This window comes from Alteripontixanthobacter maritimus, assembly GCF_003340475.1.
Lineage (GTDB): Bacteria > Pseudomonadota > Alphaproteobacteria > Sphingomonadales > Sphingomonadaceae > Alteripontixanthobacter > Alteripontixanthobacter maritimus.
This window is the reverse complement of sequence record NZ_QBKA01000002.1, coordinates 167,390-185,111: the sequence shown is the minus strand read 5'-3', so window position 1 is coordinate 185,111 and position 17,722 is coordinate 167,390. Positions and strand designations below refer to the sequence as shown.

At 63.3% G+C, this 17,722-nt stretch carries 15 protein-coding genes; 7 read left to right on the top strand and 8 right to left on the bottom strand.

What is annotated here, in order from left to right; genetic code table 11:
• The first annotated feature begins 20 nt into the window (after positions 1-20).
• Positions 21-1,607: a helicase HerA-like domain-containing protein gene (locus HME9302_RS01020; protein WP_115365463.1), complete on the top strand. Its 1,587-nt coding sequence runs from the start codon at positions 21-23 to the stop codon at positions 1,605-1,607.
• Here the strand turns inward: HME9302_RS01020 and HME9302_RS01015 are convergent.
• The 5 genes from HME9302_RS01015 to HME9302_RS00995 all read right to left on the bottom strand — a co-directional run bounded on the left by HME9302_RS01015 (position 1,604) and on the right by HME9302_RS00995 (position 6,950).
• Positions 1,604-3,076, bottom strand: a complete 1,473-nt coding sequence (locus HME9302_RS01015; protein WP_115365462.1) for a sensor histidine kinase — start codon at positions 3,074-3,076, stop codon at positions 1,604-1,606. The genes HME9302_RS01020 and HME9302_RS01015 overlap by 4 nt on opposite strands.
• Positions 3,073-3,816, bottom strand: coding sequence for a response regulator (locus tag HME9302_RS01010; RefSeq protein ID WP_115365461.1), 744 nt, complete (start codon positions 3,814-3,816; stop codon positions 3,073-3,075). The genes HME9302_RS01015 and HME9302_RS01010 overlap by 4 nt, the downstream gene beginning before the upstream one ends.
• A 96-nt stretch (positions 3,817-3,912) precedes the next feature.
• Positions 3,913-4,503: an EF-hand domain-containing protein gene (locus tag HME9302_RS01005; RefSeq protein WP_115365460.1), complete on the bottom strand. Its 591-nt coding sequence runs from the start codon at positions 4,501-4,503 to the stop codon at positions 3,913-3,915.
• Positions 4,504-4,716: 213 nt separating this feature from the next.
• Positions 4,717-5,121, bottom strand: a complete 405-nt coding sequence (locus tag HME9302_RS01000; protein WP_230079815.1) for a cupin — start codon at positions 5,119-5,121, stop codon at positions 4,717-4,719.
• Positions 5,118-6,950 (bottom strand): aminopeptidase P family protein, encoded by a 1,833-nt coding sequence (locus tag HME9302_RS00995; RefSeq protein WP_115367374.1) that lies wholly within the window; start codon positions 6,948-6,950, stop codon positions 5,118-5,120. Before HME9302_RS00995 ends, HME9302_RS01000 begins: the two co-directional genes overlap by 4 nt.
• A gap of 133 nt (positions 6,951-7,083) precedes the next feature.
• On the opposite strand from HME9302_RS00995, the gene HME9302_RS00990 reads away from it, so the two are divergent.
• Positions 7,084-9,270, top strand: coding sequence for a S9 family peptidase (locus tag HME9302_RS00990; protein WP_230079814.1), 2,187 nt, complete (start codon positions 7,084-7,086; stop codon positions 9,268-9,270).
• Positions 9,267-9,692, top strand: coding sequence for an acyl-CoA thioesterase (locus HME9302_RS00985; RefSeq protein ID WP_115365457.1), 426 nt, complete (start codon positions 9,267-9,269; stop codon positions 9,690-9,692). Before HME9302_RS00990 ends, HME9302_RS00985 begins: the two co-directional genes overlap by 4 nt.
• On the opposite strand, the gene ald is transcribed toward HME9302_RS00985, so the two are convergent.
• On the bottom strand, positions 9,689-10,819 hold the full coding sequence (gene ald, locus HME9302_RS00980) for an alanine dehydrogenase (protein ID WP_115365456.1): 1,131 nt from the start codon (positions 10,817-10,819) through the stop codon (positions 9,689-9,691). The genes HME9302_RS00985 and ald overlap by 4 nt on opposite strands.
• Positions 10,820-10,981: 162 nt before the next feature.
• Between ald and HME9302_RS00975 the strand changes: the two genes are divergently transcribed.
• Genes HME9302_RS00975 through HME9302_RS00960 form a run of 4 tightly spaced genes read left to right on the top strand, consistent with a single transcriptional unit; the run spans position 10,982 to position 15,688 of the window.
• Positions 10,982-12,535 (top strand): DUF2868 domain-containing protein, encoded by a 1,554-nt coding sequence (locus tag HME9302_RS00975; RefSeq protein ID WP_147270738.1) that lies wholly within the window; start codon positions 10,982-10,984, stop codon positions 12,533-12,535.
• A complete protein-coding gene (locus HME9302_RS00970; protein ID WP_115365454.1) occupies positions 12,532-13,992 on the top strand; it encodes a GTPase domain-containing protein in 1,461 nt (486 codons plus the stop codon). Before HME9302_RS00975 ends, HME9302_RS00970 begins: the two co-directional genes overlap by 4 nt.
• Positions 13,989-15,137 carry a cupin domain-containing protein gene (locus HME9302_RS00965; RefSeq protein WP_115365453.1) on the top strand — a complete coding sequence of 383 codons (1,149 nt, stop codon included), beginning with the start codon at positions 13,989-13,991 and terminating at the stop codon, positions 15,135-15,137. Before HME9302_RS00970 ends, HME9302_RS00965 begins: the two co-directional genes overlap by 4 nt.
• Positions 15,134-15,688, top strand: a complete 555-nt coding sequence (locus tag HME9302_RS00960; protein WP_115365452.1) for a pseudouridine synthase — start codon at positions 15,134-15,136, stop codon at positions 15,686-15,688. The genes HME9302_RS00965 and HME9302_RS00960 overlap by 4 nt, the downstream gene beginning before the upstream one ends.
• Before the next feature lie 9 nt (positions 15,689-15,697).
• On the opposite strand, the gene HME9302_RS00955 is transcribed toward HME9302_RS00960, so the two are convergent.
• Together HME9302_RS00955 and HME9302_RS00950 are read right to left on the bottom strand one after the other, a co-directional pair.
• The gene (locus tag HME9302_RS00955) at positions 15,698-16,372 is read right to left on the bottom strand and encodes a potassium channel family protein (RefSeq protein ID WP_230079813.1); all 675 of its coding nucleotides are present in this window, start codon (positions 16,370-16,372) and stop codon (positions 15,698-15,700) included.
• Complete coding sequence (locus HME9302_RS00950) at positions 16,362-17,690, bottom strand: TrkH family potassium uptake protein (RefSeq protein ID WP_115365451.1); 1,329 nt, start codon at positions 17,688-17,690, stop codon at positions 16,362-16,364. Before HME9302_RS00950 ends, HME9302_RS00955 begins: the two co-directional genes overlap by 11 nt.
• Positions 17,691-17,722: the final 32 nt, after the last annotated feature.

Here is a 17,722-nt window from a genome sequence, read left to right as displayed (position 1 = left end):
GGGGAAGCGCGGGCATGGGAATGAACCAGAAGGCAGGCAGCATATTTCTGGGGCAGGCGGAAAATGGCGAGAAGCAGTATCTCGACCTCAGCCGCGCCAACCGCCACGGTCTGATCGCGGGCGCAACGGGCACCGGTAAGACCGTGACCCTGCAGGGCATGGCGGAAAGCTTCTCCGCCAATGGCGTCCCGGTGTTCGTCGCTGATGTGAAGGGCGATCTGTCGGGCGTGTCAATGCCCGGCTCGCCCACGTTCAAACATGCGGACACGCTGGAAGAACGCGCAGCCAAGCTTGGCATGGAGAAATACGCCTATTCCGATAATCCGGCGGTGTTCTGGGATTTGTATGGCGAACAGGGCCACCCCATCCGCACTACGGTTTCCGAAATGGGGCCGTTATTGCTGGCCCGCCTGCTGGACCTGAACGACACGCAGGAAGGCGTGCTGCAAATTATCTTCCGTCATGCAGACGATCACGGGCTGCTGTTGCTCGACTTCGGCGATCTGCAATCGGTGCTCGCCTGGGCGTCGGAGAACAACAAGGAGCTAAGCGGAACGTACGGCAATGTCAGCCGGCAATCGGTGGGTGCGATCCAGCGGCAATTGCTCAGTTTCGAAAGCCAGGGCGCGGACATGTTCTTCGGCGAACCGGCGCTGGAGATCGACGACTTTTTCACCACCGACGAACAGGGCCGCGGCACAATCAACATCCTCGCCGCAGACCGGCTGATGCGCAGCCCGAAACTGTATGCGACATTCCTGTTGTGGCTGCTGGCGGAACTGTTCGAAACGCTGCCCGAAGTCGGCGATCCGGAAAAACCGAAACTCGTATTCTTCTTCGACGAAGCGCATTTGTTGTTCGACGATGCACCCAAGGCGCTGGAGGATAAGATCGAACAAGTAGTGCGCCTGATTCGGTCCAAGGGCGTGGGCGTGTTTTTCGTAACGCAGAACCCGATCGATATCCCCGAAGAAATCGCCGGTCAGCTGGGCAACCGTGTGCAGCACGCGCTGCGCGCTTTCACTCCGCGCGACAAGAAAGCGATCCGCGCCGCTGCCAACACCTTCCGCATCAACGAAAACCTCGACGTTGAAGAAGCCATCACGCAGCTGCGAGTGGGCGAGGCGCTGGTCAGCATGTTGATGGAGGACGGTGCGCCGTCGGTGGTGCAGCGCACTTTGATCAAGCCGCCGCGTAGCCGCCTCGGCCCGGTTACGGCGAAAGAACGCGCCATCATCAAATCGATCAGCCCGGTCGAAGGCAAGTATGACACGGCGGTGGACCGCGAAAGTGCGGAAGAAGTTCTGCTCGCCAAAGCCGCCGACGCCGCTGAAACCGCGCAGGAGGTCGAGGAAAAAGGCGAGGAGGAAGTCCGCAAGAAACCCCGCAAGACCAAGACGTTGTGGGAAAAGGCCGGCAAAGCCGCAGCAGGCGCCGCCGCATCGAGTGCTGCCAGCATTCTTGCCGCCAAGATCATGGGCCGCAAATCGCGAGCCAACCCGACCCGCAGCGCTGCCACGTCGGCCGCAGGCACCATCGCGACCAGCCTTGGCGGCGCGACAGCGGGCCGGTTTGTGCGCAACCTGATTGGCGGCTTGATGCGTTAGAAGAGCGGCGCATCCCGCTTTGACGGCTGTGTCGGCAAGCGTATCTCCGCTCGCAAGCCGCTGCCTTTGCGATTGGTCAGCAGCAATTCGCCGCCATGTTCCTGGGCAATCGCGCGGGCCAGCGTCAGGCCGAGTCCCGCACCGCCTGTGGCGCGGTTGCGGCTTGCCTCGCCTCGCGTGAAGGGTTGCAGCATATCCTCGATCCGGTCCTCCGGAATGCCGGGCCCGTTATCCTCCACACGCAGAATCGTATGACCATCCGACTGCGTGACGGTGACCAGCGGCGGCTCATCCCCGCCATAGCGCAGGGCGTTGGACACTAAATTGCGCAACGCACGGCGCATCCAGCTTATGTGAACCGGTGCCGTGACCCGGCTTCCCTCCGCCAGTTCGACCGTGCTGCCCATATCCTCGAATTCCTCCACCACACCGGCCGCAAGGGCGCGCAGATCGGCCATTTCCGGTAGCGTACTCGCCTTGCCCACCCGGCTGAGCGTAAGAATATCGTCGAGCGAGCGGGCGATATCGTCGATCCCGTCGGCCATTCTGCTGCGTTGCGCCTCGTCCGTCACGCTTTCGATCCGGACCCGCAATGCGGCCAGCGGAGTTTTCAGATCGTGGCCGATCGCGCCCAGCATCACGTCCTTTTCATCCAGCATCGCGGCGATGCGAGCTTCCATCGCGGTTTGCGCCGCAATCAGATCGGCAATATCGCGCGGGCCTTCTGCAGCGAGCGGTTCCGGCGGCGCACCGGGTTTGCCGACCTTCTGAACGTGGCTGGTCAATCGCGCGAGCGGACGTGTGATCCTCCCCAGCAACAGAGCCAGGAGCGCAAGCAGAACCGCAAACAGCACCGCCGTCTGGATGATGATGGTCCGGGTGACCCCTGCCTGGCGCGGGGCGACGAACACGCGGGTGACGCGCCATGGTCCGCCATCTGCAAGCTGTAGCGCGCCGATAGCGACCTGCGCATTCGCGATCCTGTCGCGCGGCCGGGCACCGGCGAACCTGCCCCCATTTTGCTCCAGCCGCTGTTGCGCACGGCGCATGGCGCGCGGATCGTCCGCCAATGGTACGATAGCCATGGCCACCCGGTGCGCATCTATGCCCTGTGCCGCCAGCATCTGGCGCAGCGTTTCCGACCGTTCCCGATCCATCAGAGCGGCCAGGCGCGGTGGAAGCTCATCCGTCGTCCGCGTGCGAAAACGCCCCCCACGGCCTCCCCCGCGGTCCGGACCGCGCCGTGTGAATTGGCCGTTGTCTGCGCGGGAATATGTCCGGGGTTCTGCCGCCAGCCGGAAGGCGAGATTGGTCAGCACTATCTCTTCGCGCCGATTGTCCGCCGCGCCCAGCAGCAGGACCGCCGAAATCGCCTGCGCCAGCAACAGTGCCAGCGCCGCGCCGAGCAGGACCTGCCCGCGCAGGCTTTGCGGCCAAAGATGGAAGCGGCCCGAGTGGTGCTGGGTCATCCTGTTCGGACCCGTTCGACCGTGGCTCCGAACCGGTAGCCACCGCCCCGCACCGTCTGGATGAATTGCGGATCGCTGCGATCAACCTCGATCTTGCGGCGTAGGCGGCTGATCTGGTTGTCCACCGCGCGGTCGAACAGGTTTGCCTCGCGCCCCTGCACCATGTCGAGCAGGCGGTCCCGGTCGAGCACCTGTTTCGGATGGTCGAGAAAGGCGCGCAACATCCGGAACTCTGCGGTCGAGATGCTGACCACCGCGCCTTCGGGATCGGTCAGGCGGCGCTTGAGCGGATCCAGCGTCCATCCTTCGAAGGCATAGGCGCTGTCCTCGGCATCGGTTGCAAGTTCCCTTCCGTTGCCCCTCGCCGCGCGTCGCAGGACGGAGCGAATGCGCGCCACCAGCTCGCGCGGTTCGAAGGGTTTCGTCACATAGTCATCGGCCCCGATCTCGAGGCCCACGATACGGTCGGTCGGTTCGCCGCGTGCCGTCAACAGGATGACCGGGACGCCATGCGTTTCGACAAGGTGTCGGCAGAGCGAAAGCCCATCCTCTCCCGGCATCATGATGTCGAGCAGCACGAGATCGGGCGATTGTTCAAGCAACAGGCTGCGGGCGCGCGCAGCACTTTCGGCCTGCGTCACGGCAAAGCCCTGCCCTTGCAGATATTCCGCCAGCGGCTGCCGCAGCGAAGCTTCGTCATCGACAAGTAGCAGGCTAACCGGGGGTGTTTCGGTGGTCATCGCGCGAAACCTGCTGAACCGCAACGCCGCCCGCTGCAAGCCTTGGGAAAGGTCTTGCAAAGCGGGCGGCGCGCAGGTCCGGCCAGTGTGCCTGTATCAGTTGGCGCGATTTCCGCGACGCTCCATGCGTTCGGCACGCATCGCCTGCCGGGCGGCCCGGCGTTCCTGGGCGGTGACGGTTCCGTTGTTGTCGGCATCCATCCTGGTGAAGCGCGCCATGGCCATCGCGCGAAATTCGGCCTGCGATACGGCACCATCATTGTTTGTGTCTGCACGTTTCAGCATGGCCATGCCGCGACCGCCGCGGCCGCCGCGCATACCGTAACGCTGGCCGCCACGGCGATTGTCGGCGCGCTCGCCGCGGTTTGCCCGGCGCTCTGCCATACGCTCTGTGCGTTGCGCCATGCGGGCTTCACGCGCGGCGTTCATTTCAGCCTCGGTGACGGCGCCGTCATTGTTGGCATCCATCTTCTGAAAACGTGCGGACCGGCGAGCGGCCCGGTCGGCATCGTCCAGTATGCCATCGCCGTTTGCGTCCATTTTCGCAAAACGCGCATCGGCCCTTTCGGTCGCGGTTTGCAGCGTGATGGGAGCGCCTCGATCAGTCTGTTGCGCAGCGGCGGCGCCGCCCATGGCAAGCGCGCCAAGCGAAACGGCACCGGCGAAAGTTGTAACGATCTTTCTCATATCATTCTCCAATCAATCCAGGTCGAGCTGCGACGAAGTTTCGAGGGGAGGGAAAGGGAAACATCACGTCCGCCGCAGCTCTTGGAACCTGTTCTAGCGGCCGGGTGTCGCGCCAGTATCGCAAAATCCGGCCAATGTGTCGCGGCTTGTCGCAGTTACCGCGTTTCGTTCAGTCGGCCGCAAGCAGCCAGCCAACCAGCGCGCGAGCAACGCTTATCGCGGGCGGTGCTCGGTACCCTCCCCCGCCGTGATGAAGATTGCAGTCGCCCGCTCAGGCACGTCGGCAGTATGCCACACTGCGGGCGGATTGATGGCATATTCGCCCGTGACGAGCGGCGTGGTGACCGTTTCCCCGTCGGGCATTTCCTGCAACAACGTCATCGCGCCGGCAGTGCAGATCACCACTTCGGCGCCCACCGGATGCATTTCCCAGACGTCCCAGTTGGTGGTAAATTCGTACTGCGAAACCAGCCGGCCCTCGGCCCCGTCGCCGCCATGCCGGGCACCGTATCCTTCGTACCAATCCAGACCGGTGAAGGGCGGCTGGGACACCGCGCTTGCCCCCAGCCCCAGATGCACGAAATTGTCCGCGAGTTTCAGTGCAGCAGAGGGGGTCACATCGGACGGCATTGTTCCTCCATCCAGGCCAGTACATCGCCTTCCAGTTGCGGCGCGAGGATGGCGCGGGTCCGGGCGTGGTAATCGTTCCACCACTGTTTTTCTTCGCGTGTCAGCAGCGTTTCATCGACCAGCGTCCGGTCGATCGGTACGTATGTCAGCGTTTCGAAACCAAGATATTCGCCTTCAGCGCCGGCAATGTCGCGGCGTTCGGTCAGCACCAGATTCTCGATCCGGATGCCGTATTCGCCGGCCTTGTAATAACCCGGCTCGTTGGAAAGGAACATGCCCTCCATGATTTCCTGGCTGGTACCGGCCTGCCCGCCGCCAGGCTTCGCAATCCGCTGCGGACCTTCATGCACGGCAAGGAAACTGCCGACGCCGTGGCCGGTGCCATGCGCGTAATCGACCCCGGCTTGCCACAGATACTGGCGCGCCAGCACGTCGAGCTGCCCGCCATTGGTGCCTTGCGGAAAGACCGCCTGAGCGATGGCGATATGGCCTTTCAGCACGCGGGTGAAGCGGTCCTTCTGCTCCGCAATCGGCTCCGCCGTGCCGTCCTCGCTGCCGATCCACACGGTGCGGGTGATGTCGGTGGTGCCGTCGGGATATTGCCCGCCGCTGTCGCACAGAAAGATGCTGCCGGGGGGAATCGCGATGTTGCTGTCCTCGTCCACGCGGTAATGCGGCAGGGCGGCGTGGCCTGACGCGGCGGAGATCGTGTCGAAGGACAAGTCGCGCAGCAAGTCGGATTCTTCGCGGAAGGCGCGCAATTGCGCCGCTGCGCTCAATTCGGTTTCGCTGCCGGTCGGGGCGTTGACGTTCAGCCAGTGCAAATATTTCGTGACTGCCGCGCCGTCGCGTTCCTGGGCGTCGCGGTGGCCCTGCTGTTCGGCCGGGTTCTTGCAGGCGCGCGGGATGACGGTGGGATCGCGTTTCGCCACGGCCGTCGCGCCTCCCGCTTCCAACGCATGCGTAATGGCCGCCACGCCGCTTTCGGGATCGACCGCGATGCGTTTGCCCGATAGTTCGCCCAGCGCGCTTTCGAAGTCCGTGCGTTCGCGCAGCACCACGGCGTTGCCCAAGTGGCGTTGCAGTTCGGGCGTGACCTTCGCGCCATCGATGAACAGTTCCGCCGTGCCGTCCGCATGGGCGATGGCGTAAGCGAGCGTGACCGGGGTGCGATCGATATCCGCGCCGCGGACGTTCAGCATCCATGCGACGGAATCGAGCGCCGCGATGACGGCGCCGTCCAGTTCTTCTGCCCGCAGCCATTCAGCGATTGCGGCGCGCTTCTCCGCGCTGGACTGCCCGGCATGGCGCTCGTCATGCACCATGGCCGATGCGATGGAGGGTTCAGGGCGGTCCTGCCATACGGCGTCCACCGGATTGCTCTCGACTGCCACCAGTTCGATGCCCTTGGCAGCGAGCAGCGCCGCCGCATGCTCTGCCCATTTGGCGGAATGCAACCAGGCGTCATAGCCGATGCGCGCGCCCTTCGGTGCGTTTTCTGCCACCCAAAGTTCGGCGCTGGTTTCGGGCACGTTGCAATATTCGAACAGCTTGCCGTCCACCTGCTCGCACACCTGCACGGTGTAACGCCCATCCACGAACACGGCGGCCCCCTTGCCTTCATAAGCGCCGCCCAGCACCGCCGACGATCCAACCGAGCCGCCAAAACCCGTCAGCCAGGCCATGCGCGCGGCATAGCTGCCGATATATTCGGACATATGTTCATCGCTGATCGGCACGATCATCCCGTCCAGCCCGCGCCGTTTCAATTCTTCGCGCAAGGCGGAAAGGCGGGCTTCGTGTGTCTGCATCAGCATGGAATATCGGTCCTTCGAAAACGTCTGTGTTCTTGCCGCATTGTCGCCGCGCAATTAGGAGGCTTAGCAACGCGCTTTTTCATATAGAAACCTGATAGCATAGCTGACCCGAATTCAACAGGCGGAACCCACGATGACACGGCACACCAGACGTCTTTCGATGACCTTCCAAGTGGCCATGGCTGCGCTTGCCGCATCGCTGGCTTCCGCCCCGCTTCATGCCGAGGAACAGACATCTGTGACCAACACCGCACCTGATTCAGCTAAACCGCCCGTGGCGGAGAAGCGCGAGCATTCCTACACCCATCACGGCATCACCATTGCCGATCCGTATCACTGGATGAAGGACCAGTCCTATCCCAAGATCGACGATGCCGATGTCATCGCGCATCTGGAACGCGAAAACGCCTGGTTCGAAGCGAAGATGGCTCCGCGCGAGGCTCTGGTCGAGGAGCTGTTCGAAGAGATCAAGGGCCGCATCAAGAAGGACGACAGCACCGTTCCGCAGAAGGACGGCGACTGGATGTACTGGAGCGCATTCGAAGACGGCAAGGAGTACCGCATCCATTACCGCCGCCCCGTTGCAGGCGGCGATGATACGGTGGTGCTGGATGAAAACACGCTGGCCGAGGGGAAGGAATATTTTCGCCTAGGCGCATTCACCATCAGCAAGAACGGCCGCTATCTCGCTTACGCTTATGACGACAATGGCTCGGAACGCTTCACAGCGCGCATCCGTGATCTCGAAACCGGGGAATTGCTGCCCGACGTGATCCCCGAGACCCTGTCCGGCCTGACCTGGGTGATGGACGGCACCGCGCTCGTCTACGGCAAGGCCAACGAAAACTGGCGGGTGGACAATGCCCGCCTGCACATCCTTGGTACGCCGGTATCTGAGGATGTCGAGATTTTCCGCGAAGAGGACGAAGGCTACCGCGTGGGCACCGGCCTTACTGCGCAGGAAGACTGGCTGGTTATCGCGACGGGCGACAATGAAACGAGCGAAGTGCGGCTGGTGCGGGCCAGCGATCCCACCGGCGAGCAGATCCTGGTGCGACGCCGAGAAAAGGGCGTGGAGTATGACGTCGATGTCCGCGACGGCACATTGTTCATTCACACCAACAAGGACCACGTCAATTTCAGCATAGCCAATGCCAGTCTGGACGCGCCGGGCGAATGGACCACGCTAATAGCTGGGTCGGACGAGTTCTACCTCACCGATATGGACCTATATGAAGGGTTCTACACCACCGAAGGGCGACTGAACGGCCTCGACCAGATCCAGCTGCGATCCTATGCCGATCCGGCGAAGATTACCCCCGTCGCCTTCCCCGAAGCCAGCTATTCTGCCGGGCTTTCGAACAATCGAGAGTATGCGACTGATACCCTCCGCCTCGCCTATGAATCCATGGTCACGCCTGACACCGTGTATGATTACAACGTGGCTACGGGCAAGCTCACTACGTTAAAAGTGCAGGAAATCCCGTCAGGCTACGACCCGTCGCTATACGTGACGGAGCGGCTGACCATCATCGCGCGCGACGGGGCGCAGGTTCCTGTCAGCGTGGTGCGGCGCAAGGACCGTCCTGCTGGCGGCCCGATGCACCTCTATTCCTACGGCGCTTATGGCATCGCCATCCCGCCGGGCTTTTCCACCACCCGCCTGAGCCTGGTCGATCGCGGCATGGCCTATGCCATCGCGCATATTCGCGGCGGGGACGATCTGGGCCGCAATTGGTATCTGCAGGGCAAGCTGAACGACCGGACCAACACCTTCAATGATTTTGTGGACGTGGCCGAGGGGCTGATTGAGCGCGGCATCACGTCGAAGGGCAAGATCAGCATTTCCGGCGGCAGCGCGGGCGGAAGCCTGATGGGCGTGGTCATCAACACCAACCCCGACCTGTGGGGCGCTGTGGGCGCGCATGTGCCGTTCGTCGATGTGCTCAGCACTATGCTCGACGAGGACCTGCCACTCACACCGGGCGAGTGGCCCGAATGGGGCAACCCGATCGAAAGCAAGCAGGCCTTCGCCTACATCCTCAGCTATTCTCCCTATGACCAGGTCATCGCGCAGAACTATCCGCCGATGCTGGTCACCGCCGGCCTCAACGATCCGCGCGTCACCTATTGGGAACCGATGAAGTGGGTCGCCAAGCTGCGCGAATACAAAACGGGCGATAACGAGCTATTGTTCAAGACCAATATGGGCGCAGGCCATGGCGGCAAGTCGGGGCGCTTCACCGCCTTGCGCGAAACGGCGGAGGAATTTGCCTTCATCCTCGATCATCTGGGACTGGCCGAAACCGCTGCAAAATGACGGTGGAGGCTGACCACGCGCCGCGCTTCTCACGCAAATTCACCGCCCGGCCCGAACATATCGACGAGCTGGGCCATGTGAACAACGCGGTGTGGGTGCAATGGATACAGGATCTGGCGACGCAGCACTGGTACGCCGCCGCCCGCCCGCAGGACCGCGACGCCTATATCTGGGTCGTGGTCCGGCACGAGATCGATTATCGCGGCAATATCCGTGACGGCGAAAGCGTGACCGGCGAAACCTTCATTCCAGACGGCCCGAAAGGCGCGCGGTTCGGGCGGGCAGTCGAATTTCGCAATGCATCGGGCAAGATCGTGGTCAGCGCGCTCACGATGTGGGCCATGCTGGATGCGGTCAGTCTGCGCCCGCAACGCATCGGCGCGGACATTGCCGCTCCGTTTCTTGAAAGCACCGCGCCCTAGGCGATCGGCGTTTCGCCCAGAATATCGTCCACGCTGCGGTAATCGTAGCCGAGCTCGCTCGCTACGGCCTCATACGTCACCGAACCGGCATGGACGTTCAAGCCCTGCGCCAGATGCGGGTTGTTACGCAGCGCCGCCTTCCACCCGTCGCGCGCAATTCGCAGCGCATGAGGCAGCGTAACATTGTTGAGCGCATAGGTGCTGGTCCGCGCCACCGCGCCCGGCATGTTGGCGACGCAGTAATGCACGATGTCGTCGACGATATAGGTCGGGTCGGCATGTGTGGTCGCTTTGGAAGTCTCGAAGCAGCCGCCCTGATCGATGGCAACATCCACCAGCACGGCACCGGGCTGCATGTCGGACAACATCTCACGCGTTATCAGCTTGGGCGCAGCGGCACCGGGGATCAGCACTGCGCCGATGACCAGATCGGCCTGACACACCGAATCTTCCAGATTGGCCTTGTTGGAGAAGCGCGTGGAGGCGCGGCTTTCGAAATGGGTGCCGACCTTTTCCAGCACTTCCGGATCGCGGTCGAGGATGGTTACGTCCGCCCCCAGACCGACTGCCATCTGCGCTGCGTTGAAACCGACCACGCCGCCACCGATGACCGCGACCTTGCCCGGCATCACGCCGGGCACGCCGCCCAGCAGCACACCGCGCCCGCCATGCGCCTTTTCCAGCGCGGTGGCGCCTGCCTGGATGCTCATCCGCCCGGCCACCTGGCTCATCGGTTTCAGCAGAGGCAGGATGCCATTCGGGCCGGTCACCGTTTCATAGGCAATTGCGGTCACGCCGGATTTCACGAGGTCCGCCGTCTGCTCCGGATCGGGCGCAAGGTGGAGATAGGTATAGAGGATCTGCCCCTCGCGCAGCTTGGCGCGTTCGGCAGCTTGCGGTTCTTTCACCTTTACGATCATCTCGCATTCGGCAAAGATTTCGTCCGGCCCGCCTACGATCCGCGCACCGGCGGTTTCATACTGATCGTCATACGCACCGATGCCTGCACCGGCGCCGGTTTGAACCCACACCTCATGCCCGTTTGCCACGAGTTCCCGGGCGCTTTCGGGCGTCAGGCCGACACGATATTCGTGGTTCTTGATCTCGCTTGGGCAACCGATACGCATGGGGGACAGGCTCCGATAAGGTGTGACGGGTCGGTACAAAGGTAACCACCGGCGGGCAAGTGCGGCACCGCGTCCGGATGCGCAATCGCCTTGCACAACCGCACGGGCGGGAAACCTTGCAGCGACGCGCCCGTTGGCTAGGACAGCGAGACGAGCAGAAACTTGAACAGGCCTGATGGCAGCAAGGATGGGGGCGCGGCGATGACGGAAGACGATGCACGGCGCGTGCTGCTGGTCCGCGCCATTGAGGAAGAAGATGCCGCGGGCGACCTGCTGACCAAGCAGGATCGCGTCGCCGCGCATGAGGCTGGGCGTGCCGCGCTGTCGGGCGCCGGGGCCAAAACTGGACGCAAGGGCGACGATCTGTTTCTTGCGCGCCGCGCCGAATTTGCCGCGGGTCGGCTTGCCAGCCGCGTTCCCGCAATCGCCACTGCCCTGCGCGCAACGCGCTGGCCGCGCTGGATCGGCTGGGCCGTGCCGCTTGGCGCATTCCTGATCGGCCTTACGCTGAATGAACTCGCAAGCGGACGGCGGCTCGACTTGTTGGCGTTCCCGCTTATCGGGATGCTGGCGTGGAATGCGCTGGTCTATTTCTGGATGCTGGTCACGCTGGTACCGCGTTCGAGCAAGGGCGGCCCCGGCGGCCTGTCGCGCGTGCTGGAACGGCTTGCCAGGCTGGGGCAGCGCGGGTTCGACAGGGCGACGCCTGTGTCGCGCGCGCTGGGCCGCTTTGCCACCGACTGGAGCGCAGCATCGGCGTCGCTCGCCGCCGCCCGTAGCGCGCGTATTCTGCATCTCTCCGCTGCGACCTTTGCGCTCGGCGTGGTGGCAGGCATCTATTTCCGCGCGCTGGGCATCGAATACCGCGCAGGATGGGAAAGCACGTTTCTTGGTCCGGAAAGCGTCCATGCGGCAATTTCCCTGGTTCTCGGCCCGGCGGCGGCCGTCACCGGACTGGTCATTCCCGATGTTGCAGGGATTGCAGCGATGCGCTGGACCGGCGCGGATAGCGGCTTGGACAGTGGGGGCGTGAATGCCGGGCCGTGGATAATCCTCACCACCGCAACCGTCATCGGCTTTGTCGTCATTCCGCGGCTTGTGCTGGCCCTGCTGGCGGCCGTAAAGACCTGGCGACGGCGCGACAGTTTCACCCTGCCGGAACGCGACGGTTTCTATTTCCGCCGCCTGCTGCGCGGCGCGCACGGCCGTGCCGGGCAAGTGCGCGTGACGCCATATGCCTATCACCCCGATGCAGGCGTGCGCGAGGTGCTGTCGGCGCTGACACAGGATGCGTTGGGGGACGGCACCGCGCTGCAATTCGACCCGCCGGTCGACTATGGGGCGGAAGATGACTGGCTGGCCGCGGCTGAGTTCGACGCGGACGATGATCATCACCTGCTGCTGTTCACGATTTCCTCCACTCCGGAACATGAAAACCATGGCGCGATTGCATCCGGGTTGCGCGATGCGCTGGCGGTGAAGCATCCGGGCACATTGGTGGGCGCAATTATCGATGAAAGCCCGTTCCGTGAACGGTTTGGCGATAACTCTGCCTCAAGCGCGAGGCTGGCAACACGCGGCGAGGCCTGGGATGCGGTTATGGGCCGCGCAGAATTGGCGTCGCTCCGCCTCGATCTTGCGGCAAGCGATCCGGAAAAGGCGCAGCTGATGGAAGATCTCGTAACTGGCAAGCGCCATCCCAGGGTAATTCCATGACCGAGCTGCATACCGAAGGCACGGCCATCAATCTCAGCCTGATCAGCCATACCAACGCCGGCAAGACAACGCTGGCGCGCACCCTGTTGGGCCGCGATGTGGGCGAAGTGCGCGATGCTGCACACGTTACCGATCTGGCCAGCGGATATGTGCTGGTGCAATCGGGCGCGGACACGCTGATGCTGTGGGACACACCCGGCTTCGGGGATACTGCGCGCCTGCTCGACCGGCTGCGGCTGAGCGGCAATCCCATTGGCTGGATGCTGACGCAGGTGTGGGACCGGTTCCGCGAACGCCCGCTCTGGTCCAGCCAGCAGGCGGTCAAGAACGCGCGCGAGCAAGCGGATGTCATCCTCTATCTCGTCAATGCAGCGGAGGATCCGGCGGCGGCGAGCTATGTCGCGCTGGAAATGGATGTGCTGGAATGGATCGGTAAACCGGTGCTGCTGCTCCTCAACCAGATGGGTCCGCCGCGCGAGGATACGACGGACGAGATCATGCGTTGGCAAAACCACCTGGGTGAACGCGGCATCGTTGCGGGCGCATTGCCGATGGATGCGTTTGCGCGGGTGTGGGTGCAGGAAGGCGCACTACTGGATACCGTCGCGCCGTTGCTTCCGCCGGAGAAAGCGGGCGCGATGGCAGCGCTTAAGGCGGAATGGGAGGACATAAACCTCGCCCGCTTCCGCGCGTCCATGACCGCACTGGCCGAGGCGTTGGCGCAGGCTGCCACCGACCGCGAAAGCGTGCGCGGCTCCACCTGGCGCGACGAGCTGGGTAGCGCCTTGCGTGCAGGGCGCGGCGAACGGCCGGAAACGCGCGAAGCCATGACCAAACTGGCGGAGCGTCTGGCGGCGGGCACGCATAGCTCCACCGACGCGCTTATCCAGCTGCACGGATTGTCGGGCAAGGCATCGCGCAAGGTCCTGGAACGCATCGCCGCGGACTATCGTAGCGAGGAAAAAACACCCGAAGGCGCAGCAGCCTTGCTGGGCGGTCTGGCATCGGGCGCGGTGACAGGCCTCGCTGCAGACCTTGCCGCAGGTGGGCTGACGCTGGGCGGCGGCATGATCGTGGGCGGCATCCTTGGCGCGTTGGGCGGCGGCGGGCTGGCGCGCGGGATCAACATGGCCAAGGGCGAGGATGGCAGCGTGGTGCGCTGGTCGGACGATTTCTTCGCCGATCTCGTTGGCACATCGCTGCTGCGCTATCTCGCCGTGGCGCATTTCGGGCGCGGGCGCGGCGAATGGGAGGAAGGCGAACACCCCGCCTTCTGGCACGACCGCGTGCGCGCGGTGGTAGAGAAACACCGCGAAACCATCGACCGCCTGCACCGCGATGCGCGGCGTATGGATGCAGGCGAACTGGCCGGCGGGATCGATGATGTCATGCGCCAGATGGGTGCACAGCTCCTGATCGATTTGTACCCCAAAGCCGCACAGGTTCTTTCGCGGTGAGGCTGCATGGGCTGGAGCCGGCACAATTCCTGCGCGAAAATTGGCAGAAGAAACCGCTGCTGCTGCGCGGTGCATGGCCAGACTGGCAGAACCCGGTCGCGCCGGACGATCTGGCCGGGCTAGCTTGCGAAGAAACCATGGAGTCACGGCTGGTGGTTCAGCAAGGCGATGCGCTGAGTGTCGAACACGGTCCGTTTGATCCTGGACGTTTCGATACGCTGGGGCGGAGCGACTGGACTTTATTGGTGCAAGGCGTGGACCGGATCGACCCGGATGTCGCCGCCATGATCGAACCGTTTCGCTTCATCCCCGACTGGCGGATCGACGATGTGATGGTCAGCTTTGCCGCGGAATGTGGCGGGGTGGGCGCGCATTTCGATGCGTATGATGTGTTTCTGGTGCAGGGCCTCGGCCGCCGCCGCTGGCGTATCGGGCAAGTGTGCGACGCTGACACGCCGTTGCTGCCGCATAATGATCTGAAACTGTTGGCTGACTTTCAGCCGGTCGCGGAATATGTGCTGGAGCCGGGCGACATGCTCTACGTACCGCCAGGCATTGCGCATGAAGGGACAGCACTGGCAGGCGATGGGGGTGGCGCGGACGAAGGCTGCATGACCTACTCGATCGGCTTCCGCGCGCCGTCGGACATCGAATTGCTGGCCGACTATACCGACGATATCGTCGCGGAATCCTTGGCAGAAACGCGCTACACTGACCCCGACCTGCGTTGCGCAATCAATCCGGGCGAGATCGGTGAAGACGCGATCGACCAGATGCACGCCATGGTGCTCGCCCGGTTACAGGATCGCGAAAGCTTCACGCAGTGGCTCGGCGCGAACCTGAGCTCCGGGAGGCATGGCCCGCCGGACAGCGATCCGGACGCTGTTTTCCACCCGGCAACTGCGCTGATGCGTAACCCCGAAAGCCGCTTCGCCTATATCGCGGCTGGACCGGACAATGTGACCTTGTTCGTGGATGGCGAGGCCTATGAATGCAGCGGGCCATGCGCCGAATTTGCAAAACGTCTCTGCGCTGCGTCGCACGGTCAGCTGGATGACGAGCTGCTTGCGAATGCGGCAGACCGCGATCTCATCGAGGCCCTACTGGTATCGGGCGCGCTGATTCCTGCGGACGATATGGAATGAGCGGCACGCTGGTCCTGTTCAACAAGCCGTTCGGCGTGCTGTCGCAGTTCACCGACGCCAAGAGCCCTACCGAACGCCCCACCCTGTCGCTCTACATCGACCGGCCCGGCGTGTATCCCGCGGGCCGCCTCGACCGCGATAGCGAGGGGCTGTTGCTGTTGACCGATGACGGCAGATTACAGGCGCGCATTGCCGATCCGAAGTTCAAGACGCCCAAGACCTATCTTGTGCAGGTCGAAGGCGAACCGGACGAGGCTGCGCTGGAAAAACTGCGCGGCGGTCTGACACTGAAGGATGGGCCGACACTGCCCGCACAAGCTCGCCGAATTGACCCGCCCGACTTATGGCCGCGCGATCCACCGGTGCGCTTTCGCAAGACAGTGCCGGATTGCTGGCTGGAAATCACTATCCGCGAAGGCCGCAACCGCCAGGTCCGCCGGATGACTGCCGCCATCGGCCATCCCACCCTGCGGCTGGTGCGCTGGCGCATTGGCGACTGGTCGCTGGACGGCCTCAACAGCGGCGACTGGCTGCTCAACGCGCCGCGCTGAAAAGCGTCGTCAGCGCTTGGCTGTCGCGGCGAAGCGTTCCACTTGTGCAGTTGTGCCCGATACGATCATCAGATCGTCCGCCAGCACCACGGTATCGGGTACGGCATAGACGAAATCCGCTTGCGGGCGCTTCACCCCTACAACCGTCACGCCGAACTTTTCGCGCACCCCGCTTTCCTCCAGCGTCCTGTCCACGATTGCGGTGGGCGCGCGCATTTTTGCAATGGCGAACTCGTCATCGAATTCGATGAAATCTATCATCTGGCCGGTCAGGATATGCGCCACGCGCTCACCCATCCGCGCTTCGGGATAGACGATGTTGGTCGCTCCGGTGCGTTCCAGAATGCGGCCGTGATTGTCGTTTACCGCCTTGGCCCAGATGCTGGTAACGCCCAGATCGCTCAGCGCCAGCACGGTCAGCACGCTGGCCTCGATATCGCTGCCGATGCCGACCACGGCCGCGCCGAAATCCTCCATCCCTAGCCGCCGCAGCACTTCGATATCGGTCGTGTCCGCCTCGATCACGGAGGTCAGCGATCCGGCCATCGCCTGCACACAGCCAGGGTCGCTGTCCACGCCCATCACCTCGTGACCCATGCGTAGCAGCGAGTTTGCCACCGCACTGCCGAAGCGCCCAAGGCCAATGACCATGATCGGTTTCTTGATGTCTGCCTTATCCGACAATGGGGTTCTCCTCCGGGAAACGATAGGGTTTGCGCGCCGCACCCAGCGCCAATGCGGTGGCCACGGTGATCGTGCCGACGCGGCCGATGAACATTAGCGCGATGATGATGGCCTGTGCGGGCGCGGGCAGATCGCCGGTTACGCCGGTTGACAGGCCGACGGTGGAAAAGGCGCTGATCGCTTCGAACAGGGCGTCCTTCATATCCATGTCGGTAAAGGCGAGCAGCCCCATCGCCCCTGCGCCGATCAGGCTGGCGGCCAGCACCGCGACTGACAACGCCTGCCGCTCGATGCCAGTACCGAACCGCCGTCCGAACATGCTGGCATCGCGGTGGCCGCGGATTTCCGACCAGACGACCGCCAACAGCACAACAAAAGTGGTGATCTTGATCCCGCCCGCCGTGCCCGCACTGCCGCCGCCGATAAACATCAACACGTAATTCACCGCCAGAGTGCTGTCTCTAAAACTGCTGACATCCAGACTGTTGAACCCGGCGGTGCGCGGCATCACGGAATGAAGCAGCGCATTCAGCGCCTTATCGCCCAGCGCCATCGGGCCCAGCGTATCGGCATTCGCCCATTCCGCCCACAATATCGCGATAAACCCTGCCGCCAGCAGCACAGCGGTCCAGGTCACCGTAATCTTGGTATGCAGCGTCCATTTGCGAAACTGCAAGGGGGCAGCGCGCAATTCCTGCATGACCGGGAAACCCAGTGCGGTGACGATCACGGCAAGCATGATCGGGGCCAGCATCAGCCAATCCGACTGGAACCCCATCACGCTGTCGGAAAAGCTTGAGAAGCCTGCATTGTTGAACGCGCTAATGGCGTGGAACAGCCCGTGCCAGGCGGCATCCGCCCATTCCATATCGTAGAAAAACCGCAATCGGCAGGTCAGAATGAGTGTCACCAGTGCCTCCACCGCGATGGTGATGATCAGCACCAGCTTGAGCACTTCGTGCCCATGGCCCAGATCCAGCCTGCTGCGTTCCACTTGCGTGGCCATCTTGTCCGACAGGCGCACGCCGCGTCCGACCGCCAGGCCCAGAAATGTGGCGGCTGTCATGATACCGAAGCCGCCGATCTGGAACAGCGCCATGATGATCCACTGTCCTGCCTGCGACCAGTATGTCGGCGTGTCGACCACTATCAATCCGGTAACCGCCACCGCGCTGGTGCTGGTGAACAAGGCCGTCATCAGCGGCGCTGCGCCCGCCCCCGCCCGCGCGAAAGGCAGCATCAGCAAAACCGTGCCGAGCAGGATTACACCCAGAAACAGGACCGGGATCAGCTGGACCGGATTGCGGGTTTTCAGCATGGTTCGGACAGCACGTACAAGTATCCTTCGGC

What these genes read in the sequence shown, in the direction of transcription:
- HME9302_RS00970 (WP_115365454.1), top strand. Translation starts at nt 12,532, where the DNA reads ATGACCGAGCTGCATACCGAAGGCACGGCCATCAATCTCAGCCTGATC.
- HME9302_RS00995 (WP_115367374.1), bottom strand. Translation starts at nt 6,950, where the DNA reads ATGCTGATGCAGACACACGAAGCCCGCCTTTCCGCCTTGCGCGAAGAA.
- HME9302_RS01020 (WP_115365463.1), top strand. Translation starts at nt 21, where the DNA reads ATGAACCAGAAGGCAGGCAGCATATTTCTGGGGCAGGCGGAAAATGGC.
- HME9302_RS01015 (WP_115365462.1), bottom strand. Translation starts at nt 3,076, where the DNA reads ATGACCCAGCACCACTCGGGCCGCTTCCATCTTTGGCCGCAAAGCCTG.
- ald (WP_115365456.1), bottom strand. Translation starts at nt 10,819, where the DNA reads ATGCGTATCGGTTGCCCAAGCGAGATCAAGAACCACGAATATCGTGTC.
- HME9302_RS00990 (WP_230079814.1), top strand. Translation starts at nt 7,084, where the DNA reads ATGACACGGCACACCAGACGTCTTTCGATGACCTTCCAAGTGGCCATG.
- HME9302_RS01010 (WP_115365461.1), bottom strand. Translation starts at nt 3,816, where the DNA reads ATGACCACCGAAACACCCCCGGTTAGCCTGCTACTTGTCGATGACGAA.
- HME9302_RS01005 (WP_115365460.1), bottom strand. Translation starts at nt 4,503, where the DNA reads ATGAGAAAGATCGTTACAACTTTCGCCGGTGCCGTTTCGCTTGGCGCG.
- HME9302_RS00960 (WP_115365452.1), top strand. Translation starts at nt 15,134, where the DNA reads ATGAGCGGCACGCTGGTCCTGTTCAACAAGCCGTTCGGCGTGCTGTCG.
- HME9302_RS00950 (WP_115365451.1), bottom strand. Translation starts at nt 17,690, where the DNA reads ATGCTGAAAACCCGCAATCCGGTCCAGCTGATCCCGGTCCTGTTTCTG.
- HME9302_RS00985 (WP_115365457.1), top strand. Translation starts at nt 9,267, where the DNA reads ATGACGGTGGAGGCTGACCACGCGCCGCGCTTCTCACGCAAATTCACC.